Origin of the sequence: Chthoniobacter flavus Ellin428, from assembly GCF_000173075.1 — a bacterium.
GTDB lineage: Bacteria > Verrucomicrobiota > Verrucomicrobiia > Chthoniobacterales > Chthoniobacteraceae > Chthoniobacter > Chthoniobacter flavus.
Genome location: NZ_ABVL01000022.1, coordinates 36,662 through 50,528, shown reverse-complemented (window position 1 = coordinate 50,528; position 13,867 = coordinate 36,662). Strand labels below are relative to the sequence as shown.

The following is a 13,867-nucleotide window of genomic DNA, read 5'->3' as shown; positions in this document are numbered from 1 at the left end:
CTACACTTCCTCCAGCCGCTTGGTCGCGTCGCCGAAGGTTTTCAAGCGCACGTCCATCTTATCCATCATCGACAGAAACAGCCGGCACATCTGCCGCTCGGGCTTGTCTTTGTAATCGAGGACGCGCCCGCTCTGGAGCCGCCCACCGGCACGGCCGAGGAGCATCACCGGGAGCTCGTCGTTGTTATGCCGGGCGCCGACCATCATACTGGAACACGTGAGGAGCATGGTGTTGTCGAGCATGGTGCGTTCGCCTTCCTGCACGGCGTCGAGCTTGCGCACGAGATAGGCGATCTGCTCCATGAAAAATTGGTTCACCTTGAGCCAGTCCGGGCCATCGCTGTGCGAGAGCAGATGGTGGATCATGTAATCGATGCCGTGCCCCACCTGCTGCACACTCGGAAGATTCGGGAAACGCAGCGCGCTGTGGTCGTTGTTCAGCTTGAGCGTGGTGATGCGCGTGGTGTCGGTCTGGAAACCAAGCACGAGGATGTCACACATGAGACGCATGTGCTCGCCGATGTCCTGCGGAATGCCGTCGGCGGGACGCTGGATATTCGGCTTTTCGAGCGTCGGCCGCCAGCCCTGTAACTCCCCGCGCTGGCCCGCGTTTTCAATCCGCTTCTCCACGTCGCGCACGGAATCGAGATACTCATCGAGCTTGTGCTGGTCGTTGCCGCTGATGTTGCGCCGCAAGTCCTGCGCATCCGAGAGCACGGCATCGAGCACGCTCTTTTCGCCCGGCGTGGCTTCGTCCTTGAAAAGGCGATCGAAGGCCAGCGCGGGAAAGAGCTCCAGCGGGGTCGGCGTCGTCGGCGAGCTCCACGAAATGTGCGAGCTGTAGAGCATCGAGTAGTTCTTGTGCACCGCGGGATTGGAGCGTTCGCAAGCCAGCACCTGGCTGGGCACTTTCGTCGAACGCCCATAACTCTGCGCGAGTAACTGATCGAAGCTCGTCCCCGAGCGAATCTCACCGCCGGAGGCGATCGGCGCACCGGAAAGCATGTTGCCGGTTTGCGAGCTGTGGATGTTCCCCTTGCGCGCTTCCTCGTGATACAGCCCGTTCACGAGTAATAACTTCTCGCGAAAATCGTGGAGCGGCGCGAGCACCTGGCCGAGCTCCATCGCGCTGCCTTCGCCACGCGCCCACCATTCCTTGGAGTGAAACCCATTGCCGCAGAAAAGGACCCCCAGGCGCACGGGCGCTTCGCTGGCCGGCTTGTTCTTTTGCGGCTCGTCGCCCCACACGTTGAAAGACTCCAGCCACGGTAGCGCCATGGTGACGCCGATGCCGCGGAGAAACGCCCGACGGGAGAAGTGATGTGTGCTCATGGTTTTGGGGAATTCGTGGCGGTGAGGAAATCGCGTCCGCGCACGTTGCGGAACTGCGGGCTGCGGACGATGAGTTCGACGACATCGCCCACGTGATCGTCGCCGGATTGCAGCCGCGCGATCATCGAGTCGACGAGCGGCTTGTCGGAAAGTTGCATCGCCCGCCCGAGCGCGTAGCCAACGAGCTTGCGGCAGAATTGGCGGAGGAAAGCCTCGCGGCGCCTGGAGAGGAGATAATCGCGCAGACCATCCAGGCCGGTGAAAGTCGTGCCGTCGGGCAGCTTCGCTTGCGTGTCGATCTCGAGACCGGCGGAGTCTTTCGTGCGGGCGCGGCCGATCGCGTCGAAGCCTTCCAGCGCGAAGCCAAACGGATCCATGCGCTGGTGGCACTTCGCACATTTGGCGTCGGTGCTGTGCTGCTCGATCATTTGCCGCTCGGTGAGGCCGGCGGGCGCTTCCTCGGGCAGCAGCGGCACACCCTTCGGCGGACGCGGGAGCCGGTCGCCGAGGACGACTTCGGTGAGCCAGTTGCCGCGCAGGATGGGACTCGTGCGCGAGGCGCCGCTTTCCTTGGCCAGCGTGGCCGCAAAGCCCAGGATGCCCCCGCGGCCGTGGGCGCGCAGGCCATCGACGCGCTGCCATTCGTCGCCATGCACCGGGATGCCGTAGTGCCTCGCGAGGGCGCCATCGACGAAACTGTAATCCGCATCGAGCAACGAGATCACCGAACGATCCTCCTGGAAAAGATCGGTGAAGAAGCGGACGACTTCCTCCTGCATGTCGCCGCGCAAGGCCGCGAAGGTCGGGAAGTGGCGCTCGCTCTTTTCATCCAGGGTCTCGAGATCGCGCACGTGCAGCCACTGGCAGCCAAACTCCGTCGCGAGCCGGCGGACGCGCGCGTCTTTCAACATGCGACGCGTCTGGGCAGCGAGGACCTCGGGCTCGTGCAGACGACCGGTCGCGGCCGCCGTGCGCAGCTCATCATCCGGTGCGGAGGACCACAGGAAATAGCTCAAGCGTGTCGCCAGCTCCCAATCATTGACCGGCGCCGCTTCCGGACCGGGCGCGGCCAATTCTCCGCGGTAAAGGAACGCGGAGGAAACCAACACGCGCGCCAGCGTCATGCGGAGCGCGGCATCGTGCGACAACTTTTGCGCGCGCAATTTTTGGTAAAGACCGCGCAGGTGAGATTCCTCTGCGGCGGTGAGCGGGCGGCGCCACGCGCGCGGCGCGAAATCGAGCACCGCCTGGAGTTGTTTCGGTTCCGCCTTCTCCACCTCCTCCTTGAAGGCCGCCGCGGCTTGCAGGATCGGCTCGCGGAGCGCTTCGAAGGCCTTCGGGTCGGCATCCTGGGTGGCGAATTGGTAGAGTTGCTCGTAGGCATCGACCTTCTTCAGCGGCGACTCGCTGACGAAACGCAGGTCCTCCCACAACCGGTCCAATTCGGCTGACTGCGCGTCATCCAGCATGAGGCGCCTCAACTGCTCGTCCTCGCGATAGAACAGCGTCAACGTGATCACTTCGTCCGTTGGGACGATTTTGTTGTAGGAAAGCGCGATCGGAAAGAGCGCCCGGAAATCGGCGAATGCTTTCTCCAATCGCTGCCGCGCCGCGCCGCGATCCTCGACGAGAATGGGCGCGGCGGAACTGATCCGCGCGTTGTTATCCGACCAGAGGCCTTTGATCGTCGTCGCGGTGGTTTCGCCTGGACCGAAACTGGGGATCTTCGCCGGCATCGCCGCGAGCAGGCGGACTTGCACGCTGGCGTCCGGTGCGCTGCCTTCCGGCAACTTCGCAGTGACGACGAACTCCGCATCCTTGAACATCAGCACCGAGGGAATTCTCACTTCGAGGATCGATGGCGCCTGCGCTTCGAGATTGGCCGGCAACACGCCGGGCACATCGCGCAGGTTCACGTCTTCGTGATTCTTGGCCACGAGCCGCGCATTCTCCCAACGCACAGCCCCGCCGCTCCCAGCGATGGTGCTGGCAATGAGGTAGAGCTTCACCTCGCTACCGTCGGTCGGCAGCGCGGGTTTGAGCCGCAATTCCTGCTGTGTCGCGAGTGGCGCCCAAGGCTCCTGCCAGCCAGCGGCGTGGTCCTTCTTCCCGATTTGCCCGACGCTGAAGAAACGCCAGAGATATTGCTGCCAGGCGCGGATATCCTGGCTGATCGCCGCCGCGTCCTTCGCGGATGCGTGGCGGTATTTTTCCCGGATACCGTCCAGCAAGAGAGACGGAGAACGGTCGTTGAGCGTGTGCCACAGGAGCGCGAGATATTTCGCGTTCACGCCAGTCGCGTGGGCGACGTCATCTACTTCCCCAGCGCGTAACGCATCCCGATTTTGCAGCACCACGTCGACGTATTTCTCGACGGGCAGGCGGCCGCCACCGTTGGTTTCGAATTTGACACCCTGCAGATTTATCGCCGTCGCGCCGCCGGCTTCGCCGAAAGGCCCGTAGAAGGCGCGAATGCGGCCCAGGATTTCATCGGTCCAATCGCGCGAACTCGTTCCCTCGGAGAAGCGCATCCCGTCCGGCAAAAATACCGCGTGGCCGGCGATCTGTCGCGCCGCTTCGAAATATTTGCCGAGCAGGGAAGGCGACATCACCAGTGCGGCGCCGACGTTGTCGAAGCCTTCGCCCGCCGCGCCATCGACCGGAAATTCCTTCGTCGGATTCAGCGTCGGCACGCCGGTCAAATCGCGCACCGTGTAGAGGTATTCGGAATTCGAGAGACGTCGCAACACCACCGGGCCGGGATCGCCGGCGCTGGCCAGGGCGATCTCGTCCAGCGTGCCTTGCGCCCAGGCCGTGAGCCGCGCGGCCTGCTCGGCGGACAACTGCGGCTTGTCCTTGGGTGGCATCTCCTTGTTGCCCAATTCATCGAGCACATCCACCCACACTTCCGGGTGCTTCTTCGCTTCGTCGTAGGAGGCGAAGCGCTCCAGGTCGAGATCGCCCTTTTGCTTTTCGGTGGAGTGACACTTCAGGCAGTAGTCCGCGAGGAGGGGGCGAATATCCTTTTGGAAATCCGGCGGCGCGGCATTCGTGGAGCGAACGAGCAGGGCGATCGAAGCCGACACAATGAACGTGCGTGTCTTCATGCGACCACCGGTTCGACGGGGAACTGTGCGAGCGACCATTCGAGCGCGCCCTCGATGTGCGCCGCCATCGTTTTTGCGGCCAGCTCCGGCTTGCCCGAGGCGAGCACCTCCAGCACGCGACGATGGGAATCGACCGTGATGCGGTGCGGTTCGAAATCCAGCTTCTGCTGCAGGCGATGCGTGTAGGCGAGGCTCATCTCGAATTGCCAGCGGATGCCCCGCCAGGCGTTGAGCAGACGGCGGTGTCCGGCGAGGCGCACGACGTATTCGTGCATCTCGACATCGAGGTGCGAGAGCTCGCCGAGCGTCGCCGCGCGATCCTGCCGGCGGATATTCTCGTCCATCGCGCGCGTATCCTCCGCGGTCCACTTCCGCGCGGCCAGTCGCGCCGCCATGCTCTCCAGCGCGACCCGCATCGAACAGATCTCCTCGATATCCGCGGAGGTGAGCGAGCGGACGCGGGTCCGGCTGCGGTCGTTGAATTCGACGAGGCCATCCCGTTCGAGGGCGATCAGCGCTTCGCGAATCGGCGCGCGGCTGGCGCCAAAGCGTTCGGCGAGCACCGGTTCGGCGAGCGATGTGCCTGGCTTGATCTGGCCGGAAACGATGGCGGCACGGAGTTGGCCGGTGATCTCCTCGGCGAGATTGCGACGGCTTTGCGTAGGCGGGGACGGTTTGCGGGGAGACATGGGGTAAAAACTGTCGACAGTTTTAAAGTGTCGACACTTTTGACCGCCGGGCCAGCAAATTCTTTGAGCGTTTTTTTGGGGGGAAGAAAAGAAACCGACCGAAGACTTACTTCCGTTTCTTCGCTCCACGATACCGGGCGAGGAATTCGCGAAAGGCCGCCTCCGCGGAACCGGCGCTCTGCGCCCGGGCGATGTAGGCATCCACATCCGCTTCGGTCACGGGCAACTCGCGGACATGAGGTTTGCCGAAAAGGCTCGAGAGCAGTTCGACCGCCTCCGCGGGGCTCTCGAAGACGATGTCACCGATCTCGCTGTCGGGGCGCGTGCTGCGGGCGACCTCATCGATCCACTTTCCATCATGCTGCAGGTAATACATCCGCGTCTTGCACGCGGGATCATTCGGCCCGACACCCTCCTGCTCGACGACGAAAGGACTATGCGCCTCACTCGGGTCGAGCTTGATCAACCGGCAATCCTTGAAATCGTTGGTCAGGAATCGCATCGGCATGAAATCATGCTCGTCCAGCCACCGCTCCGCCACCATCGGACTTTGGTCCTACGCAGGGGTCTTTCGATCATCGTCGATCGCGTGGGCGAGAGAGGTGAAGCGATCGATCCGGCCAATCTTTTCCTCCAAGCCCTCGACGCGCAGCATGTCGCGCACGTTGGAGTGGGCTTCGACGACGCGCAGGGCGATACCGCGTTTGGCGAGTTCCGCGTGGAGCGTCAGGAACAGGTGCGCGCCCGCCATGTCGATGCGCGGTGAAGTCGAGAGGTCGCAGATGACCAAATGGATCGGCTCCGTTGCCGCATTCAGGCGCTTGAGCACGGAGTCGAAGATGTGATCGGTATTGAAATAGACGATGCCCGCTTCCACGCGGAAGGCGAGGATGCCGGGCGTGGGTTCATTGTCCGCGTGCCGCTCAAGATCGGAGTAGCGTTGCGCGCCCGGGATGCGACCGAGGAAAGCGACATGCGGTGTCGAGACACGACGGATGAGCAGGACCAGGGAAATGACCGCGCCGACGAGCACGCCCTTGAGCAAACCCTCCCAGAGCACACCGAGGAAGGCCGTCATCGCCACGAGAAATTCGGCGCGATGCACCCGCCAGAGCCGGCGGAGTTCCTCGACTTTCACGAGGCTCGCCACCGCCATGAGCACGACCGCGGCGAGCACCGGCTGCGGCAGATTGCGCAGGAGCTCGGTGAAAAAGACGGCGACAATCGCGATGAGCACCGCGGAGATCAATCCCGAGAGAGAAGTACGCGCACCGCTGCTTTCATTCACGAGCGACTGCGAGGTGCCGCCGCTTACCGGAAAACCGTGCATGAGTCCCGAAGCCAGGTTGGACGCCGCGATGGCGAGGAATTCCTGATTGCTATCAAACCGGTAGCCATGCTTGGCGGCGAACATCCGGCCGATCGCCGCGGTCTCGACCGCTCCGAGGAGGAAACAGGCCAGCGCCAGAGGCAGCAGCTCGCTGATCTCGTGCCGGTCCACCGCGGGCAGCGAGGGCACCGGCAGACCGCGCGGCACTTCGCCGAGCAGCTTCACGCCGTGGACACCGAGATCGATGAAGGTCGCCAAGGCGATTCCACCGACGACGACAAACAAGGCAACCGGCTTATGAGGGAGCAGTTTCTTGCCGAGAATCAGGACCGCCAGCGCCCCACCGCCGAGAAGCAGCGACGCTTCATTGGTTTCGTGGATGTGGCGGAAGAAGACGCCGAAACATTCCCACACATCTCCGTGCCCGCCGGGTACGCCGAAGAGCTTCGGCAGCTGCGTGCTGGCGAGCACCATGGCCACGCCAAGCTTGAATCCGGTCATCACGGTTTCGGAGATGAAATTCACCACCGAGCCCGCCCGCACCAGCCAGGCGACGAAGGCAATCGCCGCGGCCAGCAAAGCGGTGGCCGCGGCCATCGCGCTGAAACGCGCCACATCCTCGCCCGCCATCCCGCCGAGCGACGAGCCGACGAGCAACGAGATGGCGGAGGTCACGCTCACCGCCGTATGCCGCGAACTGCAGAACAGCCAGAAAACCAGGCCGCCGAACAGACACGCGTAAAGGCCGGCCTGTGGAGGGAGATGCGCGAGTGAAGCGTCACCCAGCGCCGCCGGAAGCATATACGCCGCCAGCGTGACACCCGCGGCCAGGTCAGTGCGAAACCACGACCGCTGATAACTCCGCAGCCATTCCAACGCGGGAAGTCGAAGCCTCCCGTACCCAAACCCTCCAGGCGGGCCGTCGCGGGTGGAGGGCGCGCTCATTTGTGTCCAAGTAAGGCCTCCTTCGCGACGGCGAGCTCTTTGCGTTTCGCGGAGCTGACTTTCGGGTAGTGCAAGTTCATCGAGGCCATGGCATCGATGATTGCCGCGGCCACCACTACACGCGTGAACCATTTGTTATCCGCCGGCACCACGTACCACGGCGAATGCTCCGTCGTCGTCTCGCGAATCGTCTCCTCATAAGCGTGCATGTAATCCTTCCAAAAACCGCGCTCCTTGGCATCGTTCGCGGAAAACTTCCAGTTCTTATCCGGGTTATCGAGCCGCTCGAGAAAGCGCTTCTGCTGCTCTTCCTTTGAGACGTGGAGGAAGAATTTCCGCACGATGGTGCCATTGCGTGTGAGATAACGTTCGAAACTCCGGATGTCCTGGAAGCGATCATCCCAGATGGATTTCGTCACGCATTCGGCCGGAAGCTTCTGGCCGGCGAGAAATTCCGGGTGCACGCGAACGACCAGCGTCTCCTCGTAGTAACTGCGATTGAAAATGCCGATGCGCCCACGCTCCGGAAGTTCCTTCACACAACGCCACAGATAGTCGTGATCGAGATCGTTGCTGGATGGCGACTTGAAGGACGACACCTGGCAACCCTGCGGGTTGATGCCCGACATCACGTGCTTGATCGTGCCGTCCTTGCCCGCGGCATCCATCGCCTGAAAGATGAGGAGCAACGACCAGCGATCCTGGGCGTAGAGCATGTCTTGTAACTCCGCGAGCGCGTCGACGCCGTTCTGCAGTGCTTCCTTGGCGCGTGTCTTATCGTCGGATTTCAAATCCCCGGTATCACCAGGATCGACGTCCTTGAGCCGGAACTTTTTCCCATTCGTGACGCGGTAAGGTTTCGAGAGTTTATGCGCGGCTTCGATGACTTTTTGTGTCTTCATAAGAGGGGAGGAGGGAGACGAGCGGGGTTAGTTTGAATGGAAACGCTTTCGTTGGCGACACGAGAAAGGAGGCATTGGTCTAAGTTCCCGAATGCAGGATCGGCTCGGCCCGCAGGATGGCCAGCGAACGCGCCTGGAGGGGAAAGCTGCTTTGATGACTAAAAACAGGCGCGGCGATTTTCTCGACCGCGGTATCCCATAGGCAAATCCAGCGCACGTCACGCTGCCGCGCGCCGAGTCGGAAAGACACCCCTTCGTGAGACGCGTTCAAGAGAATCGCAAAGCTATCGCCCGATACACGCCGGCCGCATCGATCGGTCTCGGTGATCTGCTCCCCGACCAACCCCATGCCGAGACAACGCGCGTGACCGACGTTCCAATCCGCATCGGACATCTCCACGCCATCCGGCTTGAACCAGTAAATGTCCTTGCTGTCTTCGCCATGGATCGGCCGGCCCTGGAAGAAGTGCCGCCGCCGGAAGACGGGCTGCGCTTTGCGGAGGCGCACCAACTCTCGCGCAAATTCCAGCAGTGCGCGTTGCTCCCCGGAGAGATTCCAGTTCAGCCAGGCGATGGGAGAGTCCTGGCAATACGCGTTGTTATTCCCTTGCTGCGTCTGGCCAAACTCATCGCCGGCGAGAAGCATCGGCACGCCTTGGGAAAGAAAGAGCGTCGCGAGGAAATTCTTTTGCTGGCGCGCGCGTAGCGTGCCGATCGCTGCATCTTCGGTCGGGCCTTCCACGCCGCAGTTCCAGCTATCGTTGTCATTCGAACCGTCCCGATTGTCCTCGCCGTTCGCTTCGTTGTGTTTGGAGTTATAGCTCACCAAGTCGCGTAGGGTAAAGCCATCGTGGGCGGTAATGAAATTGACGCTCGCGCTCGGACTGCGGCCACCTCGCGAATACAGGTCGCTGCTCCCGGCCAGGCGCGAAGCGAATTCGCCAACCTTGCCGCCGTCGCCTTTCCAGAAACGCCGCACACAATCCCGGTATCGGCCATTCCATTCCGACCACAAAACGGGGAAGTTGCCGACCTGATAGCCATTCGGGCCAAGGTCCCAAGGCTCGGCGATGAGCTTCACCTCGGAGAGCACGGGATCCTGATGGATGATATCGAAGAACGCGCCGAGTCGATCGACTTCCCACAGTTCGCGCGCCAGCGCACTGGCGAGATCGAAGCGGAACCCATCCACGTGCATCTCGATCACCCAATAGCGCAACGAATCCATGATGAGCTGAAGCGCGCGCGGGTGGGCGACGTTGAGCGAATTGCCGCACCCGTTGAAATCGACATAACGCGAGCGGTCGTCCGCCAACCGGTAGTAGGCCGCGTTGTCGATGCCGCGCAGGGACAGCGTCGGCCCCTGCTCGGGGCCTTCCGCGGTGTGGTTATAGACCACATCGAGAATCACCTCGATACCCACCGAATGCAGCCGCCGGACCATCGTCTTGAATTCCGACACGGCACCGGGCAACCCGCTCGCGGCATAGCGCGGATCCGGCGCGAAGAAGCCGAGCGTATTGTAGCCCCAGTAATTCGTGCGCTGCCTTTCCACGAGAAACCGTTCGTCGATATGATAGTGGATCGGTAATAACTCCACCGCGGTCACTCCCAAAGCTTGCAGGTGCTCGATCGAAGCCGGCGCAGCCAGACCGGCGTAAGTCCCCTGCAAATCGGCGGGCACTTCCGGATGTTGTTTCGTGTACCCTTTGACGTGGAGTTCGTAGATCAACGTCTCCTCCCACGGGGTGCGCAACGGGCGATCGCCATTCCACGGAAACGCGGAATCCACCACCCGAGCGAGAGGCGCGAAAGCCGCGCTGTCCCGGGAGAAGGCGGTGACCGCATCATCCCAGCGAAGATCGCGCGCGATGGCTTTCGCGTAAGGATCGAGCAGGAGCTTGCTCGGGTCGAAGCGGTGCCCCTGCGCAGGAGCAAAAGGACCATGCACCCGGTAACCGTAGACCTGTCCCGGTCTCGCCTCCGGCAGATAGCCATGCCAGACCTGGTTCGTCTTCTCGGGCAGCGTCAGCCGGTGGGTTTCCACGGAATCGTCCCGGGAATCAAAGAGACATAGCTCCACCTTGGTCGCGTGCTCCGAAAACAAGGCAAAGTTCACCCCGTGTCCATCGAAGGTCGCGCCGAGCGGCGACCACTGGCCCGGCCAAAGCCGGAGAGCGTGGCCAGCGGAAGGATCTTCGAGATTTCGCATAGCCGCACCTGCTCAGATCTTTGGCGCAGTTACCTCCACGAGGAGACGCGGCAGGTGAGGCTCGGTGAAATGCATCGACGGTTAATTCAATGGCGCGGCGGCTTTCACTTCCGCGCTGGCTCCCGTTTCGTAGGTTTCAAAGTTTTTGCGAAACAGGGCGGCCAGTTTCTTCGCGGTCGCGTCGTAGGCTGCTTTGTCGGCCCAGGATTCGCGGGGCTTCAGCATTTCCGCGGGAACACCCGGCACCTCCGTGACGATATCGAAGCCGAAGACTGGGTCGCGCTCCGTCTTCGCCGTAGTCAGGGCCCCGCTGTGGATCGCGTCGATGATCGCGCGGGTATTCTTCAGGCTGATGCGCTTGCCGGTCCCATAGCCACCGCCGCCCCACCCGGTATTCACCAGCCACACCCGCGCCTTGTGCTTGCGCATCTTTTCCGCAAGCAGCTCGGCGTATTTGCTCGGATGCCAGACGAGGAAGGGTCCGCCGAAACACGGCGAGAAAGTGGCCTGCGGTTCCGTCACACCCATCTCCGTGCCCGCCACTTTCGCTGTGTAGCCGCTGATGAAGTGATACATCGCGTGCGCCGGCGACAACGCGCTCACCGGTGGCAGTACGCCGAAAGCATCGCAAGTGAGGAAGATCACATCGGTGGGGTGCCCGGCCATGCAGGGGATCTTCGCGTTGCGAATGAACTCGATGGGATACGCGCCGCGGGTGTTTTGCGTGATGCTCGTGTCGGTGTAGTCCACGTCGTGGCCTTCATCGAGCACCACATTTTCCAGCACCGCGCCGAAGCGCAAGGCTTGGAAAATATCGGGTTCACTTTCCGGCGTGAGATTGATCGCTTTCGCGTAGCAACCGCCCTCGATGTTGAAGATACCATCGTCGCTCCAGCAGTGTTCATCGTCGCCGATGAGCAGGCGCTTCGGATCGGCGGAGAGGGTCGTCTTGCCGGTGCCGCTCAAGCCGAAGAGGAGCGACGAGGCACTGGTCTGCTTGTCCGCGGTCGCCGAGCAGTGCATGGAGAGCACACCCCGTTTCGGGGCGAGATAGTTCGCCACGGTGAAGACGCCCTTTTTCATTTCGCCGGCGTACTCGGTGCCGAGGATGATCAGTTCCTTGTCCTCGATGCTCAGGTCGACGCTCGTGGTCGAACCCATCCCGGCGGTGAGCCGATTCGCCGGGAAGGCGCCCGCGTTGTAGATGACGAAATCCGGGGTGCCGAAACTGGCCAGCTCTTCCTTGCTCGGGCGGATGAGCATGGTGTGCATGAAGAGCGCGTGATACGGCCGCGAGCAGATGACCCGAACCTTGATGCGGTATTTCGGATCCCAGCCGGCGAAGCCATCGAAACAATAGAGCGTGTCGCGGGTATTGAGATAATCGAGCGCGCGCTGGCGGTTGATATCGAAGGTCTGTTTTTCGAGGGGGATATTCACCGCGCCCCACCAGACGTCGTTCTTCGAATTCGGATGCTCGACCACCCGCTTGTCCTTGGGCGAACGGCCAGTCTTCGCGCCGGGAGTAGGCCACGAGGGCCGCCCTTTCTCGGCGATGCTGGCATTCTTTCTCGTAACGAATGGGCGTGCCCTCGTAGAGGGCGCGGCGGGCGGGAGATTTGTGGGAAGACGGTCTCGACCGGTGAGACCATGGGCGCTGAGCGAAAAGGAAGTGGGCGGCGGAGTTTTCATCTCGAGAGGGCGATTGGTTTTGGAATAATCAGGAAAGGATCGCGTTGCCCGCTATCGGACCAAGGTCTTATGCGGGCTACGCAATCGTCGATCGAGGACGTGCTTCGCTATTTCGATGCCGCCGCCGGCGCTTTCAGGGGCGGCGGCGTGGGGCTGATTTCGGGAATGGCCTCGGGACTTCCCTCGAGCGCCGGCTCGGGCATGCGGACGAGCAGCCAGATCTGCGTCCGGCCCTTTCCGAAATGGATGGCCACGGGCGAGACGTCCTGGGTGAGATTGGCGAGACTCGTCTCGAAGATCGTGTCCGTATTCACGCCGATCCGCCACACCACGCGCTGGCTCGCTTTGTCGACCATCCCCGCCACGGGGCGTTGGTCATTCGTGAGGGTGCTCGAGTAGGCCCCGCTCATCACGCCCTCGCGGCTGACCGAAAGTTGCAGGAACAAAATCGGATCGCCCTTTTCCTCCTGCGCGAGCGCGAAGACACCGAGGGGCATCCACTCCGCCGGTTGCCCCGCCGCCGGTGGCGTGGGCGGAGGTGGCTGCCCGGCATTCACCGCGAGGTCCACCATGGGTTCCGTGTATTGCGACGCCGGCACCGGCTGGTCATCGACATAGACGGTGTCGTCGTCGTAGATGACGTTCATCCCGTAGTCGATGTAGTAGGGGTCGGAGGCGATGCCGTTGATGAAACCCCTCACGGCGAGCCATTTCGCGGGAGTCCACCACCACCAGGGATTCGCCGGGTAATTGCCAAAGCCGACGTAGCCGTAGCCATAGCCCCAGGTGCAGCGGCCCCACCAGCGATCATCAAAATAGCCGTCGTAATAATCCCGCGCGCGGCCGCGGATTTCATCCGCCCGGTCGGCGCGATAGCCCCACAGCTCCCCGCGATGCTGTTGCCAGTCCGGGCGGTTTTGATTGCGCCAGTTCTGCCGGTTTTGTTGGGCCGTCTCGAGGCTGGTCCAACGCTGGTCGCGAGTCTGCTGGAAGCTATTCAGCCGTTCCTGGTTTTTGTGCTGCCAGTTGTTCCAGGCGGTATTCCGATTCTCAACCCGCTCCTGCCATTGCGGATTTCGATTTTGCGAACGGGCGGCCCAATCCGCCCGCTGCTCGGGTCGCAGGGCCGGCCCGGCCGGTCGCTGGGTCGCGGGCTCCCGATTCGCCGAATGTTGCGCGGCGGTATTCGCCAGCGCACTGCCCGCAGCCACGCCGCCCGCCACGCCGAGGAAATTTCCGACATCGTTTCTGGCCGGCGCCGACGGACGTTGTGCGGACGGCATTCCGGGCCGCGGAACACCGGAAATGCCGGCACCCGGTTGCGCCGGCAGTGACGCAGGCCGGTTGATCCCGGCGTTGGGCCGATTGCCGGAGGGAAGTTCCGCCGCGCCACCCGCGATGGATGGCCGCCCCGCCGTCGAAGGCGGGTTCACCGGCGCGGATGGAACCCGCCCGCCGTTGAAGTTCGATTCGCCACGGGACGGCAATGTCGAGGGACGTGAGACATCGCCGCCGGACGGCCGGGAAAAATCCGCTCCGCCGGAAGAACGCGAAAAATCTCCTCCCCTGGAAAAGCCACCGCCACTGGCCGCTGGGCTTGAAAAGCTACCACCACCACCGCCACCACCACCGCCACGACCACCTCCACCTCCTCCGCG

General features: G+C 62.6%; 9 protein-coding genes. All 9 read right to left on the bottom strand.

Annotated features, from left to right (window positions below; translation table 11 throughout):
- Nucleotides 1-1,332 carry a DUF1552 domain-containing protein gene (locus CFE428DRAFT_RS25485; RefSeq protein WP_006982566.1) on the bottom strand — a complete coding sequence of 444 codons (1,332 nt, stop codon included), beginning with the start codon at nucleotides 1,330-1,332 and terminating at the stop codon, nucleotides 1-3.
- A complete protein-coding gene (locus CFE428DRAFT_RS25480; RefSeq protein ID WP_006982565.1) occupies nucleotides 1,329-4,439 on the bottom strand; it encodes a DUF1592 domain-containing protein in 3,111 nt (1,036 codons plus the stop codon). The genes CFE428DRAFT_RS25485 and CFE428DRAFT_RS25480 overlap by 4 nt, the downstream gene beginning before the upstream one ends.
- Nucleotides 4,436-5,128 carry a GntR family transcriptional regulator gene (locus tag CFE428DRAFT_RS25475; RefSeq protein ID WP_006982564.1) on the bottom strand — a complete coding sequence of 231 codons (693 nt, stop codon included), beginning with the start codon at nucleotides 5,126-5,128 and terminating at the stop codon, nucleotides 4,436-4,438. Before CFE428DRAFT_RS25475 ends, CFE428DRAFT_RS25480 begins: the two co-directional genes overlap by 4 nt.
- A gap of 106 nt (nucleotides 5,129-5,234) precedes the next feature.
- Nucleotides 5,235-5,636: a hypothetical protein gene (locus CFE428DRAFT_RS25470; RefSeq protein ID WP_131989982.1), complete on the bottom strand. Its 402-nt coding sequence runs from the start codon at nucleotides 5,634-5,636 to the stop codon at nucleotides 5,235-5,237.
- 48 nt (nucleotides 5,637-5,684) lie between these two features.
- Nucleotides 5,685-7,403: a SulP family inorganic anion transporter gene (locus CFE428DRAFT_RS25465; RefSeq protein WP_006982562.1), complete on the bottom strand. Its 1,719-nt coding sequence runs from the start codon at nucleotides 7,401-7,403 to the stop codon at nucleotides 5,685-5,687.
- Nucleotides 7,400-8,305, bottom strand: a complete 906-nt coding sequence (locus CFE428DRAFT_RS25460) for a polyphosphate kinase 2 family protein (protein WP_006982561.1) — start codon at nucleotides 8,303-8,305, stop codon at nucleotides 7,400-7,402. Before CFE428DRAFT_RS25460 ends, CFE428DRAFT_RS25465 begins: the two co-directional genes overlap by 4 nt.
- A gap of 79 nt (nucleotides 8,306-8,384) precedes the next feature.
- Nucleotides 8,385-10,517, bottom strand: coding sequence for a glycogen debranching protein GlgX (gene glgX / locus CFE428DRAFT_RS25455; RefSeq protein ID WP_006982560.1), 2,133 nt, complete (start codon nucleotides 10,515-10,517; stop codon nucleotides 8,385-8,387).
- Nucleotides 10,518-10,598: 81 nt separating this feature from the next.
- Nucleotides 10,599-12,209 (bottom strand): phosphoenolpyruvate carboxykinase (ATP), encoded by a 1,611-nt coding sequence (gene pckA / locus CFE428DRAFT_RS25450; RefSeq protein WP_006982559.1) that lies wholly within the window; start codon nucleotides 12,207-12,209, stop codon nucleotides 10,599-10,601.
- Nucleotides 12,210-12,316: 107 nt separating this feature from the next.
- A complete protein-coding gene (locus CFE428DRAFT_RS25445; protein ID WP_042725788.1) occupies nucleotides 12,317-13,642 on the bottom strand; it encodes a hypothetical protein in 1,326 nt (441 codons plus the stop codon).
- Nucleotides 13,643-13,867 lie beyond the last annotated feature (225 nt).

Excerpts from the sequence above, each read along its gene's own strand:
- CFE428DRAFT_RS25485 (WP_006982566.1), bottom strand. The coding sequence starts at position 1,332 with ATGAGCACACATCACTTCTCCCGTCGGGCGTTTCTCCGCGGCATCGGC.
- CFE428DRAFT_RS25480 (WP_006982565.1), bottom strand. The coding sequence starts at position 4,439 with ATGAAGACACGCACGTTCATTGTGTCGGCTTCGATCGCCCTGCTCGTT.
- CFE428DRAFT_RS25475 (WP_006982564.1), bottom strand. The coding sequence starts at position 5,128 with ATGTCTCCCCGCAAACCGTCCCCGCCTACGCAAAGCCGTCGCAATCTC.
- CFE428DRAFT_RS25470 (WP_131989982.1), bottom strand. The coding sequence starts at position 5,636 with ATGCCGATGCGATTCCTGACCAACGATTTCAAGGATTGCCGGTTGATC.
- CFE428DRAFT_RS25465 (WP_006982562.1), bottom strand. The coding sequence starts at position 7,403 with ATGAGCGCGCCCTCCACCCGCGACGGCCCGCCTGGAGGGTTTGGGTAC.
- CFE428DRAFT_RS25460 (WP_006982561.1), bottom strand. The coding sequence starts at position 8,305 with ATGAAGACACAAAAAGTCATCGAAGCCGCGCATAAACTCTCGAAACCT.
- glgX (WP_006982560.1), bottom strand. The coding sequence starts at position 10,517 with ATGCGAAATCTCGAAGATCCTTCCGCTGGCCACGCTCTCCGGCTTTGG.
- pckA (WP_006982559.1), bottom strand. The coding sequence starts at position 12,209 with ATGAAAACTCCGCCGCCCACTTCCTTTTCGCTCAGCGCCCATGGTCTC.